Genomic DNA, 15,160 nt, shown 5'->3' with positions numbered 1-15,160 from the left:
TATTCATGGACGCTCCTAACATGATTTGATTTACTTAGTATAGCAAACCAACACAGAAATGGATCAGCGCCATATATGTACAGTTAAGCCTTTTTGCTAGTGCTGCTCTTAATTAGAGTTTAGCAATATTCTTAATTAATAAATTCATCATAGGCCATTAAAGCCCCCGTAATACTCAAAGCTGGATTATCATTATGCTTTGCATCAGGGTTTACTTTACTCCTCCAGCCTAACCAGTTACTAGTATGGCTTACTAAACTTTGCTCTAAGTTATTATACGCCTCAAGCATTAATTTATGCTCAGCCCCGCCAACAGTAAAATATAATAAGGTGGGTCTATAGTAGCTCTGTGTTTGAACTTGTAAAAAGGTATTAAGATGATTTACTACAGTCATATCGTCGTACCAAGCCGCAGGACTAAATGCAAAATAACCATTAAATAGCATTGGTTTGGTATGCAGCGTATATAAAGTAAAACTGCCCCCTGCCGAAAATCCCGTTAATATACGATTTTCAGTTAACCTGTAAGTTAGCCTCTAAATAAGTAATACCAATTCGCTTAATTAAGTGGTCTATTTTGAGGCTGGAAAAACGAGTTGATAGCTAGGCAAATAATTCGCTATTTAGTTGTTCTAAATGAAAGTTTTTTAACACAGGTAGCGACACGTTTAGCCCCGCAAAATAATTAAGTATTATTGCGGATTGGTATAAGTAGCTCCTGCTCTATAAAAGCTAAAAACAAATCAGCTTTACCAAAAATTTCGGGCGAAGTTTCATGTTTAGGCCGAGGATTTGTATTAACGTCTTTCCTTGCATAAGGTGGTACTAAATCACGATTTCGAGTATCGATAAAAAACTGATTAGGTATAGCAACTAAAATAGCCTCATTTAATATGCTTTCAGTATTTAATGCTTTTAGTGCCTTATCCCAATTAGCTAAATTAAAATTACCATCTGTTTTTATAATAAGTGGATACGCTTTATTTTTGTCAAAATCATCGGGTAATCTTATAAAAACCTTACGAGACTCATTAAGCACTTTCGAATCTAAGGTGACATCAACAAAGTCTGAAACAATATTTTGATAATAACTAAACCCAGTTATTGCAAACCCAAATACACTAACAGTAAACAAAACATTTAAAATAATCGCTTTTTTAATTCTCATGCGCCATCCATTTTAGTTAATTGCTTATGCCATACACCGTTATTAAGTTGCTGCTTAAATACAAAGCCAAGTTTAGTAAGCAAGTTATAACAGCGTACGTTTTTACCATGAATTTCTGCGTATAAGTGCTCAATGTTTAAAGAGTTATGCACCTCACTGACAAAGCCTTTAAGTACTTCTTGCATTAAGCCTTGCTGCCAATAAAAAGGATCGAGTTCGAAGCCCAAATAAGCACTTTGAGTTTGGCTATTTATGTTATATAAACCACAGGTACCAATTAGGTCGCCAGATATATTATGTTCAATCGCAAGCCGAACCCCTTCACCTTGGTAATAACTCGAGATATCATCTTGAATTAACTGCTTAATATGCTGTTTATTTAGCGGGGTTTTATAATCGTTAAACTCATAAACGAGTGGATTATTTAAAATTGTTAATAGCGCTGCGCCGTGTTTGTGGGTAATTAAACGTAAGGTAACGCGGGGTAATTTTATAGTTTTAAACATGCCTACGCCAAATAAAGTAAACGCGCTTTAAATAGCACTTTATAGAGCGTCATTATTAACTTACCATACCGTATTCACAAGCATTAATTGAGATAAACTATGAGTGACAATTTTAAAGTAATACAACCAACTACTACTGTTTACTGCCCAAAACGTGGTGAAGGTTGGACCCTTACCGGCATTACTAATATTAACGAGTTTACGTCGGTTATGTTTGATGGTGTACGTTACACCTTACCAGCGAGAGAAATTGTAGAGCAGTTGCTGCCTAACCAATTAGCGCGTGAACAGCAAAATAGCTAAATTAAACAAAATTTATCACTTAACTATATGTACACAGTTTTCTGGTAATGGGCTTAAGTTTTGATTTTCTGGGGTATTAGCAGCAACTTTAAAGCCTAGCTTTTTATAAGCCGATACTGCTGCTAGGTTGTTTTTATAAACAAACAATGAGCAATCATTAACATTTAAGTTTAATTGCCCATGTTTACATAATGCTTTAATTAGGGTGGCTGCAATTCCCCCCCCCTTTGTATAGGGTTTACTATTAAACGCGCCAAATGACATTTGTTTTTTTGTTGATAATATTGCCCAAAAGCGAGTAATACGTTTTGTTGTCCAACCAATACAAAAGAAGTCGAGACATCAAGGTTTAAGTCTTCAATAAAAGTCTGCGCCGTAAATGGGTACCTAAAGTAAGGGCCAGCCCATTGAGTTATGTCATGTTGATCATTAAACCAACTCATTAGCTCGATAATATGCGTATTATTAAGTGGTTGTAATGTCATTCGCCTTGTTGATTCCTTCAAAACGCTTCATCTTCACTGTATACATTTACATTAAGTTCGTCGTTATCTTCAAATACAACAAACGAAATCGGCTTACAACACACTTGGCAGTCTTCTATGTATTGCTCATCAATATCAGCCACATCAATTAATACTTCTATGGTTTCGCCGCAGTAAGGACAACTAATTGACTTTTCGGTTAACTGGTTCATGATTTCCCCTTTCAAATTTACATAAGGTTATAATTTCACTTTAGTAAACAACCTTATATATGACAATGCTCGTAGAGTGACTTAATAATTCAAATTTAAACAGCGTTAGCTAAAATATTGTTTAACTTAATTATATCAACTAAGCCATGTTGGTTCTGATTTAAAAAATAATCGCATTGCCATAAATTATCCTTAATATGTATCGTGATTGAATAAGCGCCTAACAGCTTATCAAACACCACTTTGGGGGTTTATAACACCCCAAAACGGCGTATATTACATTGCTTAATAATTCCACTAAATAAGTTTAATGTAAACAAGTAATTACGTAGGTGGTAAAACACCCCTTGCTAAAATACACCAAAACGACTTTTAATAATGTTATTAGACAAAACACCAACACTGTATAAATACACAGCATCCATAAATATGCCATTTTCCGCTTACAAAGCACCCAACTAACTGGTTGGTAATTTAGCTCGATGGTTTTAATTTTTGCTGCTGTTTATTATGATGAGCGCACACCCTGCCTTTTTAAATCCATTAAGGTTTTTTCAGTCATTTTATTAAGGATTATCTCATGTCTAGCTATAACGAATCCCCAGAGCAAATTGCACAAGCCACTGAGGGCTATGTGATGCAGCAAACTATGTTGCGTATTAAAGATCCAAAACCATCGCTGGCATTTTATGAAAACGTATTGGGTATGAAGTTGTTAGGTAAGTACGACTTTCCTGGTATGGAATTTACTTTGTACTTTTTAGGCTATGAGCAAGATATGCCAAAAGGCGATGATAAAGAAAAAACTCAATGGGTGTTTCGCCGCCCTGCGCTGATTGAGCTTACCCATAACTGGGGCACTGAAAACGACGACAGCTTTACCGGTTATCACAGTGGTAATGAAGAACCAAAAGGCTTTGGCCATATTGGTATTAGTGTGCCTGATGTATATGCAGCGTGCGAGCGCTTTGCTAAGTATGATGTGGAGTTTGTAAAACAGCCAGACGGTGGCTCAATGAAAGGCCTTGCCTTTATTAAAGACCCAGATGGTTACTGGATTGAAATACTTTCGCCAGAGGGCATTACAGACATTATTCAATCGCAATAAAAAACACTAAACATAAAAAAGCCTGCAAGTGCAGGCTTTTTGTTTACAAGTACTGTGAAAAACTTGAATTTTTTAACGACGTAGTGCGTCTATACGTGCATCAAGCGGTGGGTGAGATGAAAACAACTCAGCCATGCCTTTACCACTGGCAATACCAAAGGCCATCATTGAGCCTTCTAATTGCGATGGGTGGTTTTGCTTTAATCGCTCAAGGGCTGAACGCATTTTGTCTGCGCCTACCAACTGAGCTGCACCGTTATCGGCCGCAAACTCACGTTTGCGGCTGTAATGAGCAACCACTATGCTTGCCAGTACGCCAAATAATATTTGGAATAACATATCGAATAAGAAGTAAGTCCAGCTGCTGCCGCCCTCTTCTTCATCGCTATTTATAAAATTATCTACAATGCCAGCCAGTACTTTTGCGGCAAAAATAACAAAGGTATTAACCACACCTTGAATAAGCGTTAGCGTTACCATGTCGCCATTAGCCACGTGCGATACTTCGTGTGCAAGCACCGCTTCGGCTTGATCTTGACTCATGTTATGTAATAAACCCGTACTTACCGCCACCAGCGAATTATTTTTACTCGGGCCGGTTGCAAACGCGTTCATTTCTGGGCTGTCGTAAGTAGCCACTTCTGGCATGTTAATACCGGCTTTTTTAGCTTGAGCAGCCACAGTGCTTACCAGCCATTGTTCGGTTTCGGTACGAGGTTGGGTGATCACTTGCGCACCGGTTGATTTTTTGGCGATCCATTTCGACATAAATAAAGAAATAAACGATCCACCAAAACCAAATACAGTCGCAATTAGTAAAATTCCGCCAAGGCTACGATGGCTTAAGCCCAGCGCACTCATTATTATTGAAAGCACCACACCTAATACCAACATAACCGCGAGGTTAGTTAATAAAAACAAAAATACACGTTTCATACGAGTTCTCCAAAAATAACATTTATTGCTGAGCGATTTACTATGTTTGATCGGCTTTGAGCAATCACTGCGTTATGACACACTATGTCATAACGTCAGCGCTATTCTGTGACAAACTATGTCACAACACAAGGGTTATTTATGGATTTATGGATAATTTTTCAAGCAGGGTTTTATAAATTTGTAATTTAGGGGGTTGCTCTGTGTATGGGCTAATGGCAAGCAGTGGAAATGGTAAACGTGTTTTCAGTGAATCTAGGTTTGCTTGGTATTCATCCATAGTGGCATCAACTTGGTTTGCAATCCAGCCAATGCAATTAACACCCATACTTTGCATATGTGCTGCAGTGAGTAATGCATGATTTATACAGCCTAGTTTCATCCCTACCACTAATATTACTAGCAGTTGCTCTGCTTTTACCCAGTCGTATAAATACTCGTTATTATTAATAGGTAATGCCCAGCCGCCCGCACCTTCTGTTAACAGGTAATCGGCGCCTTGTTGCTTAACATGTTGATAAGCCATGCTGAGCTTTTCTACTGTTATGTTTAGTCCCGCTTGCTCTGCAGCAATGTGGGGGGCTATTGGCGGCGCAAATGCAAATGGGTTAATTATGTCGTATTTAGCGCTGACTGTGGCACTTTCCATTAGCATTAGCGCATCGGCGTTTACGAGCTGCTCAAACGCCATTTCACACCCAGAGGCTATCGGCTTAAAACCTATGGCGCGCTTTTTATGTTGTGCGAGTAACTTTAATAGCAAACTGGTTACATGGGTTTTACCGGCGTCGGTATCGGTACCGGTAATAAAAAACTGGTTCATGGCATGGCCTTATTATTTTTACTGGGCTTTTTCTAATGATAACAATACCACATGGTAAGATACATGGGCTTTATTGTTTATAAGCGGATAGGCATCACATACTTTTTGCAGCGCTGATTTAGTTAATAAACCACGACGACTTGTAGCATGATTTTGTGTGGTGGCACCAATGGCTTTAATCGATTTTATAGCCGCTAATGCACTGCTGTGCTGATCGGTATAGATGACTTTTTTTGATGCGTTGATCTTAAACCCGGCCTTTTCGACCGATTGGTTTATATTATTATGGCTTGCAAACTGATTAATATGATTATGTGAATCAAGCACTGCAAAGGCGGTTTTGATCTCGTTTAATGACCCTGCAACAACCGCACTAATATAGGCTTGCCCGCCTGGTTTTAATGCTTGGTAAAGCGAGTGCATTAAGGCTTCTAAATTAGCAGACCACTGCAGCGCAAAATTACTAAATAGCACGTCAATACTGTTAGCTTGCAGCGGTAAATTATCCATGTCGGCGCACAGTTTGGGGGTGTTTAAATCACTGCTTTTTAGCATGTTAAAACTTAAATCTATGGCAACAACTTGGCCAAATAATGCCCTTAAAGCCTGAGTATTAACAAGCGGCCCTGCGCCTAGGTCAACACAGAGCTTGCTAGGGTTTGCAGTAATGAGTTTAAATAAATCATTTGCCGCTTGTTTTTGCACATTGGCATGCTGGCTGTAACTGTTTGCTGCTTTTGAAAAGTTATGCGCCGTGGTTTTTTTTAAAGCCTGAGTCGCTAAATACACTGTGGTAGGGATAAGTGGCTTAATTTTAATTGCCTGCGGGCTTATCATGAAATGACCTTTTCTAAGCTACCAACGAGTTGTTTTATATCCTCATGGGTGTGGGCTGCACTTAAGGTAATACGCAAACGCGAGGTATTGTGTAAAACAGTTGGCGGGCGAATAGCCGTTAGCCAAATGCCCTGCTGCTTTAGTTGCTCACTGGCTTTTAACGTTTGCTCGGCGCAGCCTAAAACAATTGGTTGAATCGCGGTGTTAGAGTCCATTAGCGCAATGTGCAGCTCTTTAGCTAGGCGTTTAAACAGCGCAATATTAGCGTTTAATTTGGCTCGCCTGTCGTTGGCGTCTCTTATGCTTTTAATACGCGCCAAAGTATGAGCGGCAATAAACGGTGACATAGCGGTTGAGTAGGTATAATCACGATTAAACTGCAGCATGTAATCTATAAAATGCTGCGAACCTAATACGCACGCCCCACTACTAGCAACCGCTTTACCAAAGGTGATCACTAAAATATCGGGCAAGGTGTCGGCTGCAATTAAGGCTTCACAGCTGCCAAGCCCCGATTTTCCTAAAACACCAAAACCATGGGCATCGTCTATCATTAACCACGCGTTATGCTGCTTTGCTAAGGCAAATAGCGCTTTAATTGGCGCGGTATCACCATCCATTGAAAACACACCCTCAGACACAATGAGCTTATTGCGCGCTTTTGATTTTTCTAGCCGTGAGCGTAAATGGTTTATATCGTTATGGTTAAAACGTATTAACGCGGCGTTGGCGTGTAATGCGCCATCAATTAAACTGGCGTGATTGAGTTTATCTTGAAAAATCGCACTGTGCTGCGCTGTCGCTTTATCTTGAAACAAGGCTTTAATCACACTGCTATTTGCGCTAAAGCCAGAGTTAAACAACATGCCAGCTTCATAACCCAAAGCACTACATAAAGCTTGCTCAAGCGCTTGCTGTGGCTGTTGATAACCCGTCACTAATGCTGAGCTGTGGCTACCGAGTAATGGCGCGCTGGTTAACTCTACTGGCGAATCGCCAAATCCTAAATAATCGTTACTCGCAAAGTTAAGGTAGGTTTTATCATTAACCGTAATAGTGCGCGCCGTTGCGCTTTGCACTACATAGCGTTTACGCAATAGCTGTTGTGCTTTGCGTTCATCTAAATGAGTGTTTATAAATTCAAATGACATAAATGCTTTAACCTTCAACGCGATACTTTAAACCATTACCATAGTACTGAGCACTTTACGCTTCGTAAAACAATTCTGCGGTTGCTTTATCAGCCACTTGCGATGACAAAGACGCAGCAACGGCTTCATCTGAATAATCGTGGCGTGTTTCTGGGTTCATCCCGAGCTTTTTAATTAATTGCATGTCGGCATCGGCTTCTGGGTTTTCGGTAGTAAGAAGTTTATCACCATAAAATATAGAGTTTGCACCGGCAAAAAAGCACATTGATTGCATTTGCTCGTTCATTGCAGTGCGCCCTGCTGATAAACGTACGTAGCTATGGGGCATCATAATACGTGCTGTGGCAATGGTACGAATAAACTCAAACTGATCTAAGTCATCAACGTTTTCAAGCGGTGTCCCTTTTACCTTTACTAGCATATTAATTGGCACGCTTTCGGGCTGCTGGGGTAAATTAGCCAACTGCATTAATAAGCCATAGCGGTCGCTTGCTTGCTCACCCATACCGACAATACCGCCGGAGCATACTTTCATACCAGCGTCTCGCACATTGCCTATAGTATCAAGGCGGTCTTGAAAGGTACGAGTTGATATAATTTGCTCATAGTATACAGGTGAAGTGTCGAGGTTGTGGTTATAGTAATCAAGCCCTGCACTGCGCAGTTCATGGGCTTTTTCGTTATTTAACATGCCTAAAGTCATACAGGTTTCAAGGCCAAGGGCTTTTACTTCTTTTACCATTTGCGAAATGTATGGCATGTCTCTGTCTTTTGGATCTGACCATGCAGCCCCCATACAAAAACGGGTAGCGCCTTTTTGTTTTGCTAACCGCGCTTGCTCTACCACTTTTTCTACTTCTATTAGGCGCTCGCGTTCTAAATCAGTTTTGTAATGCCCTGATTGCGGGCAATATTTACAGTCTTCTGGGCAGGCACCGGTTTTAATAGATAACAACGTAGAAATTTGTACTTCGTTTGGATTAAAATTAGCGCGATGCACAGAGGCGGCTTTAAATAATAAATCGTTAAATGGCATTTCAAATAAGGCTTTTACTTCCTGATGGGTCCAATCGTGTCGAACTGTTGCAAGCTCCATAATACTCTCTTTTATTTTTTGCTCTTGGTGTTATTGGCTTAGAATACGTATTGCCGTACCATTGTCAACGAAGCCCACTTAGTTAAAGTTTACATATGATTAATAAACAAACGATAGACCTTGATTTTGATCGTCAGCACATTTGGCATCCCTACACCTCAATGACTCAACCTATTCCGGTTTACCCCGTAACGCATGCAAGTCACAACCTTATTCACTTAGAAACGGGCGAACAACTTATTGACGGTATGGCCTCATGGTGGAGTGCTATTCACGGCTATAACCATCCGGTTTTAAATGAAGCGATGCACGCCCAAATAAATAAAATGAGCCATGTAATGTTTGGTGGCATAATCCACCAGCCGGCAGTAGAGCTCTGTAAAAAGCTGGTAGCGATAACGCCAGAGGGATTAACAAAGGTGTTTTTAGCCGACAGTGGCTCAGTAAGTGTGGAAGTAGCTATAAAAATGGCGCTGCAATATTGGTTAAGCCAAGGGGTTACAACAAAACAAAAATTAATGACCCCGTTCAAAGGCTACCATGGCGATACGTTTGCAGCGATGAGTGTGTGCGATCCGGTTAATTCTATGCATAGCTTGTACTCTGGCTTTTTACCTGAGCATGTATTTGTACCTGCACCTGTTAGCCAATTTCATGACGAGTTTAATCAAGCCGAGGCGGATGAACTAGAACACTATTTTTTAAAACACCACCAGCATGTTGCCGCCTTTATTATTGAACCCATAGTACAAAACGCGGGAGGAATGAACTTTTATCATCCTGAATATTTAGCCTGTGTGCGCAAGTTATGTACTCAATACGATGTATTGCTCATTTGTGATGAAATTGCCACAGGCTTTGGCCGTACTGGTAAAATGTTTGCTGTAGAGCACGCCAATGTACAGCCAGATATACTTTGTATTGGCAAGGCACTCACCGGCGGCACCATGACCTTATCAGCCACGTTAACGACCGATAAAATAGCGATAGGCATTAGCGAAGGTGAAGCCGGTGTTTTGATGCACGGACCTACATTTATGGGCAATCCACTCGCCTGCGCTGTGGCATGTGCCAGTATAGACTTATTGCTTGAACAAGATTGGCAAAAACGAATTAGTGAAATAAACCAAGCACTTCAACCATTACATCAGTGTGGCTCACTTACTGATGTAGCTAATGTGCGAACTTTAGGTGCAATTGGCGTGGTAGAACTGACAGATGAGGCAGGAATAGTAGATGTAGCTAAAATACAGTCTTATTTTGTTAGCCAAGGAGTGTGGATACGCCCATTTGGTAAACTAATTTACTTAATGCCACCGTATATAAGTGACGATGCCAGTATTAAACAGCTTTGCGATGCTATATATAACGCCATAAAGGGTAAACATTACGTATAGATGGTTAATTATTTTAGCCACTAAAGTTAAAATTAAATTGATATTTCTATTTAGTTATTATTCCTCTGTAAAGTTTAGTAAATTTAACCCTTTGGCTTGATTTAGTGTGTTGATCTAAGGGATGTTTAGGGATATGATAATGACTATCATTTACAATAACATTTATGGACTCACTTGCTATGAAAATATTACTTAAGCCTGCCAAGACATTAAGTGCAACTTTTTTACTCGCTTCTGCGATTTTTGCACAACCGGCACTTGCTAACGGCCCTATTGGTGAGCATGTTAATCACCTTCAAGCTAATTTAAAAACTTACAATGAAGACGTTGAATGGATGATCTCTAAAGTCGATACCATGGTAAGCGATTACGAGAAAAAAGGCGCAAAAGCAGTCAATAGTGATGATTTGGTTGAGTACTGGGAATCAGTTAAATTCCACAGCGCAATAGAAACTAATTACGTGCCTGTCTATGCCTCTATTTGGCAAGGTTTGTATGGCATAAAAATGGCTATCGATAATAAAAAACCAGCGCTAGAAGTACGCAAACAGCAACAAGCAATGAACAATGCCCTATGGCAAGGTTTAGGCGCAGTTAAACTGGCGGCTAAGTTTCAACAAAAAGGCTTATTAGAAAGCGTAAAAGCTACAGCAACCAAAGAAATGACGCAAAGCGCGACTATCGACGAAATTAAACATAAATTAGACCAAGTGGTCGCTAAATACGCAGAACGTTTAAGCGATGAAGCCACCAACATAGTGCACGACACTTACCTACATTTATTTGAAGGTGTTGAAGGTACACTAATTGAGCAAGACGCGAAGTTAGTAGAAGTTCTAGAAAAAGACTTTAACGTAACACTTCCACAAGCAATTTCTAATAATAAAAGTGTTGATGAAGTTCGTGATGTGGTTGTTGATATGCAAACTAAACTAAGCCGCGCTCAAACGCTGATTGAAAAAGCAGAAAAAGCACGTAAGGATGTATTTTAAGTGAAACGCAGAACCTTTATTCAAGGCTTAGCTGCGTTAGGGGTAGCGGGTGTTTTACCGCTATCGCTTTCACGCGCTTTTGCCGCTGATATTGCTATTGCAAACCCCGTGTCTGTTGATACATTGCCTAAATTAAAAGGTGCATTGACGCTTTATTTAGGCCGTGGTGAAGGTGGCTTATACGAAAACGTATTACAAGCCATTCAAAAAAAGAACCCTGATCTTGACCTTGCCATTCGTCGCGGCCCTACCGCAGCGCTTGCCAACACCATTGTTGCCGAAGCAAATGCAGGGGTAAAACGTGCCGACTTATTTTGGGCAGTCGACTCTGGGGCAATTGGTTTAGTTACCGATGCCGGCCTTGCCAAGCCCATGCCGAGTGATTTATCAGCGCAATTACAGCCACAATTTAGATACGATGAATGGGCACCTGTTACTGGCCGTATTCGTACTTTGCCTTTTAATACTGAGCGCTTAACCAAAGAGCAAATTCCAACGAGCATTATGGACATTGCCGACAGTGATTTAAGTATTGGTTGGGCGCCTGCTTATGCTTCTTTTCAATCGTTTATTACCGCTATGCGACTTTTAGAAGGTGATGATAAAACGGCTAAGTGGCTTAAAAAAGTTAAAAAACGTTCTAAAACCTACGCCGGTGAACTCGGTGTGGTAATGGGCGTTGAACGTGGTGAAGTAGACATTGGTTTTGCCAATCATTACTACACGCTGCGCTTAAAATCAGGTAAACCCGATGCAAAACTTGATTTAGCCTTTACGCAAAATGATGCTGGCTGTTTAGTTAACGCTTCAGGTATTTTATCGTTATCTGAAGACCCACTGGCAATCAACTTTATGCGCTATTTACTTAGCATTGAAGTGCAAAGTTATTTAGCAAGCGAAGCCTATGAAATCCCACTGGTTAATGGCATTACTCAACCCGATGGATTGCCAAAGTTAACCAGTATATCGCCACCTAAAATTGATTTAACCCAGTTGGCTGATTTACGCCCAACTATAGATTTAATGCGCAGCAGCGGCGTTTTATAATGCGAATACCTACATCTTACCCAATGGCGCTGCTTGCAGCGCTAGTGACCCTGACTCCTATTTTTGTTTTAATTACGCTTGCCTCTGACGCAAGCTCTTTTTTTGATAGCCATAATTTAACTATTTTAGGCAATACCCTGTCGTTAATGGGGTTAACCGTATTAGGTTCAATTTTAATTGGTGTGCCCTTAGCATTCATTAGCGCCTATGTGCAGTTACCGTTTAAAAAGTTTTGGCTGGTGGTGTTTGCAGCCCCGCTTGCTATTCCCAGTTACATTGGCGCTTTTACGCTTTATGCTGCATTTGGTCCCGGCGGTGAAATAAACAACTTTCTTGGTTTTGAAACCCCTTCTATGTATGGGTTAACGGGAGCCGCCATTGTCATGACCTTGTATACTTTTCCGTTTGTTATGATGACTACCCGTTCGTCTTTACTTAGTTTAGATGCCAGTATGGTCAACGCTGCTCGCACACTGGGTATGTCGATGACGCAAAGCGTATTTAAAGTTATTTTACCCCGCGTAATAAATGGCATTGCTGCAGGGTCATTATTGGTTGCGCTGTATACCTTATCTGACTTTGGTACCCCCGCAATGATGCGCTTAGATACGTTTACCCGTGTTATTTATGTGGAATACAATGCCTTTGCCTTAAGCCGTGCGGCTATGTTGTCACTGCAACTGATGGTGATTGTTGGCTTTTTATTAATGATTGAATCACAAATAAAAACCGCCTCAGAGCGTCAAGGTCGTTCGCTTATTTTATTCCCTAAAAAATGGCAACTAGGCGCTATGTTTGCCACCTTTGCGCCTATTTTATTACTCGCTATTGGCCTACCTTTGGCAGTATTTACTTTGTGGTTAGTGCGTGATGGCTTTAGCTCGTTTGATTTTAGTATTGCCTGGCATTCAACTTACGCTTCAGCCATTGCCGCTATTGTTACAGTTATTGTTGCCATTCCAGTTGCCCATGCGGCTTTAAGTGGTAAGGTTGGTAAAGTAATGGAACGTGTTACTTACTTTGGTTTTGGTATTCCGGGTATTGTTATGGGCACAGCGCTTGTGTATGGCGGCTTACAACTACCCTTTTTATATCAAACGCTGGGCTTATTGATTATTGCTTATATGCTACGTTTTTTACCACTTGCGGTAGGTTCTGTGCGTACCAGCACCGAGCATCTTGACCCAAGTTTGGTAAAATCAGCACGGGTATTAGGGGCAAGCCCGCGCGAAGCTTTTACGCGAATTACTTTACCCCTAACTATGCGTGGTATTATTGCAGGTGGCGCCTTGGTCTTTTTAGAGTCAATGCGCGAATTAGAAGCCACACTTTTATTAGGCCCCACCGGCTTTGAAACGCTATCTACCTACTTATGGCGTGTTTACGAAGCCGGTTATTTTGGCCGTGCCGCTATTCCTGGCTTATTGTTGGTGGTGATTTCTGCGGGTGCTTTAGCTATTATGATGTCTGGCGAAAAACGCAACCAGTTTGAACATTAAGGATTTATAAAAAATGCTATCTGTAAGTCAGTTGTCTATAGATTATGGCAGTAATCGTGTTGTTAGCGATTTAAATTTCACCTTAGGTGAAAGCGAAATATTAATGCTTGTTGGTCCAACAGGTTGCGGAAAAAGTACTATTTTACAAGCGTTAGCGGGGCTTTTACCGATTAGCGAGGGTGAAATTAAAGTGGCTAAATGGACAGCGACACCAAAGCATACTGTGGCGCCTGAAAAACGCAGCGTAGGTATGGTGTTTCAAGACTTTGCGTTGTTCCCTCATTTAACAGTTGAACAAAACGTATGTTTTAAACTTAAAGACACCAGCCCTGCCGATCACTGGTTAAAACTTCTTGGTTTAGATGCATTTAGGCATAAAAAACCAGCCACACTGTCAGGCGGGCAAAAGCAACGCGTAGCATTAGCGCGTACCCTTGCCCACCAACCTGACTTTGTATTACTTGATGAGCCGTTATCTAACCTTGATGCTGCCTTAAAAGATATGTTGCGTTGGGATATCCGCAACGCATTAAAAGAAGCTGGTGTACCGGCAATTTGGGTAACGCACGATCAAGAAGAAGCGCTTTCGGTGGGCGATCGTGTGGGTGTTTTAAAAGGCGGTAAAATACAACAAATTGACACCCCAGAGCAGTGTTTTAGTACCCCAAACAACCGCTTTGTGGCCCGCTTTTTAGGTGAAGCCAGCTTTATAAAAGGAACCCTAAATAACGGCCAAGCGCTTACCGATATTGGTAATGTACCTGCAAACGGCGTTGATTGTGACACTGGTGAGGTAGAAGTTTTGCTTCGTCCAGATGATGTATTATTAGTACAAAGCAGTATTGGTAATAATGGTGAAGTAATTTGGGTACGCTTTGAAGGCGGTAGCCGTTTATGCGCGGTTAAACTTGCATGCGAAACCGTGGTAACTAGCCGAGTAAGCCATGAGGTGGTTGTACACCCAGGTGACAAGGTACATGTTTCGCTCAGTACATCTCATCCCCTAGCGGCATTTAAAAGCTAGTAGCCTATTTATCTTACTTGAGAGGAAACCATGAACGGACCAAATCCAAACAATCCATCACCTATGGACGGTTTTCCTCAAGTAGGTTATTTAAAAAACTTTATTAAGTCACCTAATATAGAAGTAGGTGATTACACGTATTACGACGACCCTGATGGGCCTGAACATTTTGAAAAAAATGTGCTCTACCATTTCGATTTTATCGGAGACCGTCTCATTATTGGTAAGTTTTGCGCCATAGCTAAAGACGTTACTTTTATAATGAATGGGGCTAACCATCAAACCTCCGGCTTTTCTACTTATCCATTTTTTATATTTGGCAACGGTTGGGAAAAGTCTGCTCCTCAACAAGGTGACTTACCTTTCAAGGGCAATACTGAAATAGGTAATGATGTATGGATTGGTTACAACGCCACTATTACGCCGGGGGTAAAAATTGGCAGCGGCGCCATCATAGCGAGTAAATCTGTGGTAACCAATGATGTACCTGCCTATAGCACTGTCTCTTGATCACAACTTTTCTGTCTGCTGAATTGATATTAACAATTCGGCAGATTCGACCATTTCTGCTAATTT

The 15,160-nt window shown here is 40.8% G+C and carries 17 protein-coding genes and 2 pseudogenes; 8 read left to right on the top strand and 11 right to left on the bottom strand.

Going from position 1 to position 15,160, the window contains the following annotated elements:
• Window positions 1-131: 131 nt before the first annotated feature.
• From AAEY57_RS21440 to AAEY57_RS17125, 3 genes and pseudogenes are all read right to left on the bottom strand, one after another.
• A pseudogene (locus AAEY57_RS21440) lies at window positions 132-546 on the bottom strand (alpha/beta hydrolase-fold protein); the annotation flags it as partial.
• A gap of 139 nt (window positions 547-685) precedes the next feature.
• On the bottom strand, window positions 686-1,168 hold the full coding sequence (locus tag AAEY57_RS17130; RefSeq protein WP_502935498.1) for an alpha/beta hydrolase-fold protein: 483 nt from the start codon (window positions 1,166-1,168) through the stop codon (window positions 686-688).
• Window positions 1,165-1,674, bottom strand: a complete 510-nt coding sequence (locus AAEY57_RS17125) for a GNAT family N-acetyltransferase (RefSeq protein WP_262975917.1) — start codon at window positions 1,672-1,674, stop codon at window positions 1,165-1,167. Before AAEY57_RS17125 ends, AAEY57_RS17130 begins: the two co-directional genes overlap by 4 nt.
• A 99-nt stretch (window positions 1,675-1,773) precedes the next feature.
• On the opposite strand from AAEY57_RS17125, the gene AAEY57_RS17120 reads away from it, so the two are divergent.
• A complete protein-coding gene (locus tag AAEY57_RS17120) occupies window positions 1,774-1,977 on the top strand; it encodes a hypothetical protein (RefSeq protein WP_013464954.1) in 204 nt (67 codons plus the stop codon).
• 15 nt (window positions 1,978-1,992) lie between these two features.
• Here the strand turns inward: AAEY57_RS17120 and AAEY57_RS17115 are convergent, their stop codons facing one another.
• The 3 genes from AAEY57_RS17115 to AAEY57_RS17105 are packed head-to-tail and all read right to left on the bottom strand — an operon-like array spanning window position 1,993 to window position 2,674.
• On the bottom strand, window positions 1,993-2,241 hold the full coding sequence (locus AAEY57_RS17115; RefSeq protein ID WP_350608343.1) for a GNAT family N-acetyltransferase: 249 nt from the start codon (window positions 2,239-2,241) through the stop codon (window positions 1,993-1,995).
• Window positions 2,178-2,462, bottom strand: a complete 285-nt coding sequence (locus tag AAEY57_RS17110) for a hypothetical protein (protein ID WP_350608344.1) — start codon at window positions 2,460-2,462, stop codon at window positions 2,178-2,180. Before AAEY57_RS17110 ends, AAEY57_RS17115 begins: the two co-directional genes overlap by 64 nt.
• Before the next feature lie 17 nt (window positions 2,463-2,479).
• Complete coding sequence (locus AAEY57_RS17105) at window positions 2,480-2,674, bottom strand: CPXCG motif-containing cysteine-rich protein (protein WP_075169218.1); 195 nt, start codon at window positions 2,672-2,674, stop codon at window positions 2,480-2,482.
• Window positions 2,675-3,254: 580 nt separating this feature from the next.
• On the opposite strand from AAEY57_RS17105, the gene gloA reads away from it, so the two are divergent.
• On the top strand, window positions 3,255-3,782 hold the full coding sequence (gene gloA, locus AAEY57_RS17100) for a lactoylglutathione lyase (RefSeq protein ID WP_075169203.1): 528 nt from the start codon (window positions 3,255-3,257) through the stop codon (window positions 3,780-3,782).
• 72 nt (window positions 3,783-3,854) lie between these two features.
• On the opposite strand, the gene htpX is transcribed toward gloA, so the two are convergent.
• The 5 genes from htpX to bioB all read right to left on the bottom strand — a co-directional run bounded on the left by htpX (window position 3,855) and on the right by bioB (window position 8,625).
• On the bottom strand, window positions 3,855-4,718 hold the full coding sequence (gene htpX / locus AAEY57_RS17095; RefSeq protein ID WP_350608342.1) for a protease HtpX: 864 nt from the start codon (window positions 4,716-4,718) through the stop codon (window positions 3,855-3,857).
• A gap of 139 nt (window positions 4,719-4,857) precedes the next feature.
• Window positions 4,858-5,541: a dethiobiotin synthase gene (gene bioD / locus AAEY57_RS17090; protein ID WP_350608341.1), complete on the bottom strand. Its 684-nt coding sequence runs from the start codon at window positions 5,539-5,541 to the stop codon at window positions 4,858-4,860.
• Between the two features lie 18 nt (window positions 5,542-5,559).
• A complete protein-coding gene (locus AAEY57_RS17085; RefSeq protein WP_290157223.1) occupies window positions 5,560-6,378 on the bottom strand; it encodes a methyltransferase domain-containing protein in 819 nt (272 codons plus the stop codon).
• Complete coding sequence (locus AAEY57_RS17080) at window positions 6,375-7,529, bottom strand: aminotransferase class I/II-fold pyridoxal phosphate-dependent enzyme (protein ID WP_350608340.1); 1,155 nt, start codon at window positions 7,527-7,529, stop codon at window positions 6,375-6,377. The genes AAEY57_RS17085 and AAEY57_RS17080 overlap by 4 nt, the downstream gene beginning before the upstream one ends.
• Window positions 7,530-7,584: 55 nt before the next feature.
• Window positions 7,585-8,625, bottom strand: a complete 1,041-nt coding sequence (bioB, locus tag AAEY57_RS17075; RefSeq protein WP_350608339.1) for a biotin synthase BioB — start codon at window positions 8,623-8,625, stop codon at window positions 7,585-7,587.
• Window positions 8,626-8,720: 95 nt separating this feature from the next.
• Between bioB and bioA the strand changes: the two genes are divergently transcribed.
• From bioA to AAEY57_RS17045, 6 genes and pseudogenes are all read left to right on the top strand, one after another.
• Window positions 8,721-10,022 carry an adenosylmethionine--8-amino-7-oxononanoate transaminase gene (gene bioA / locus AAEY57_RS17070; protein WP_350608338.1) on the top strand — a complete coding sequence of 434 codons (1,302 nt, stop codon included), beginning with the start codon at window positions 8,721-8,723 and terminating at the stop codon, window positions 10,020-10,022.
• A 179-nt stretch (window positions 10,023-10,201) separates the two neighbouring features.
• Window positions 10,202-11,014: a hypothetical protein gene (locus tag AAEY57_RS17065; protein ID WP_138765406.1), complete on the top strand. Its 813-nt coding sequence runs from the start codon at window positions 10,202-10,204 to the stop codon at window positions 11,012-11,014.
• On the top strand, window positions 11,015-12,061 hold the full coding sequence (locus tag AAEY57_RS17060; RefSeq protein WP_138765405.1) for an extracellular solute-binding protein: 1,047 nt from the start codon (window positions 11,015-11,017) through the stop codon (window positions 12,059-12,061).
• On the top strand, window positions 12,061-13,560 hold the full coding sequence (locus AAEY57_RS17055) for an ABC transporter permease (protein WP_138765404.1): 1,500 nt from the start codon (window positions 12,061-12,063) through the stop codon (window positions 13,558-13,560). Before AAEY57_RS17060 ends, AAEY57_RS17055 begins: the two co-directional genes overlap by 1 nt.
• A gap of 13 nt (window positions 13,561-13,573) precedes the next feature.
• Entirely contained in the window at window positions 13,574-14,584 is a 1,011-nt protein-coding gene (locus AAEY57_RS17050; RefSeq protein ID WP_290157231.1) for an ABC transporter ATP-binding protein, read from the top strand.
• A gap of 30 nt (window positions 14,585-14,614) precedes the next feature.
• Window positions 14,615-15,088 (top strand): annotated as a pseudogene (locus AAEY57_RS17045) (CatB-related O-acetyltransferase); the annotation flags it as partial.
• Window positions 15,089-15,160: the final 72 nt, after the last annotated feature.

Source organism: Pseudoalteromonas sp. MER144-MNA-CIBAN-0113, from assembly GCF_040308965.1.
GTDB lineage: Bacteria > Pseudomonadota > Gammaproteobacteria > Enterobacterales > Alteromonadaceae > Pseudoalteromonas > Pseudoalteromonas tetraodonis.
Note: the sequence above shows the minus strand (reverse complement) of the source record. Positions and strands in the feature narration are given on the sequence as shown.

Bases quoted from the DNA above. Each gene is read 5' to 3' on its own strand.
- AAEY57_RS17130 (WP_502935498.1), bottom strand. From the start codon at position 1,168: ATGAGAATTAAAAAAGCGATTATTTTAAATGTTTTGTTTACTGTTAGT.
- AAEY57_RS17125 (WP_262975917.1), bottom strand. From the start codon at position 1,674: ATGTTTAAAACTATAAAATTACCCCGCGTTACCTTACGTTTAATTACC.
- AAEY57_RS17120 (WP_013464954.1), top strand. From the start codon at position 1,774: ATGAGTGACAATTTTAAAGTAATACAACCAACTACTACTGTTTACTGC.
- AAEY57_RS17115 (WP_350608343.1), bottom strand. From the start codon at position 2,241: ATGTCATTTGGCGCGTTTAATAGTAAACCCTATACAAAGGGGGGGGGA.
- AAEY57_RS17110 (WP_350608344.1), bottom strand. From the start codon at position 2,462: ATGACATTACAACCACTTAATAATACGCATATTATCGAGCTAATGAGT.
- AAEY57_RS17105 (WP_075169218.1), bottom strand. From the start codon at position 2,674: ATGAACCAGTTAACCGAAAAGTCAATTAGTTGTCCTTACTGCGGCGAA.
- gloA (WP_075169203.1), top strand. From the start codon at position 3,255: ATGTCTAGCTATAACGAATCCCCAGAGCAAATTGCACAAGCCACTGAG.
- htpX (WP_350608342.1), bottom strand. From the start codon at position 4,718: ATGAAACGTGTATTTTTGTTTTTATTAACTAACCTCGCGGTTATGTTG.
- bioD (WP_350608341.1), bottom strand. From the start codon at position 5,541: ATGAACCAGTTTTTTATTACCGGTACCGATACCGACGCCGGTAAAACC.
- AAEY57_RS17085 (WP_290157223.1), bottom strand. From the start codon at position 6,378: ATGATAAGCCCGCAGGCAATTAAAATTAAGCCACTTATCCCTACCACA.
- AAEY57_RS17080 (WP_350608340.1), bottom strand. From the start codon at position 7,529: ATGTCATTTGAATTTATAAACACTCATTTAGATGAACGCAAAGCACAA.
- bioB (WP_350608339.1), bottom strand. From the start codon at position 8,625: ATGGAGCTTGCAACAGTTCGACACGATTGGACCCATCAGGAAGTAAAA.
- bioA (WP_350608338.1), top strand. From the start codon at position 8,721: ATGATTAATAAACAAACGATAGACCTTGATTTTGATCGTCAGCACATT.
- AAEY57_RS17065 (WP_138765406.1), top strand. From the start codon at position 10,202: ATGAAAATATTACTTAAGCCTGCCAAGACATTAAGTGCAACTTTTTTA.
- AAEY57_RS17055 (WP_138765404.1), top strand. From the start codon at position 12,061: ATGCGAATACCTACATCTTACCCAATGGCGCTGCTTGCAGCGCTAGTG.
- AAEY57_RS17050 (WP_290157231.1), top strand. From the start codon at position 13,574: ATGCTATCTGTAAGTCAGTTGTCTATAGATTATGGCAGTAATCGTGTT.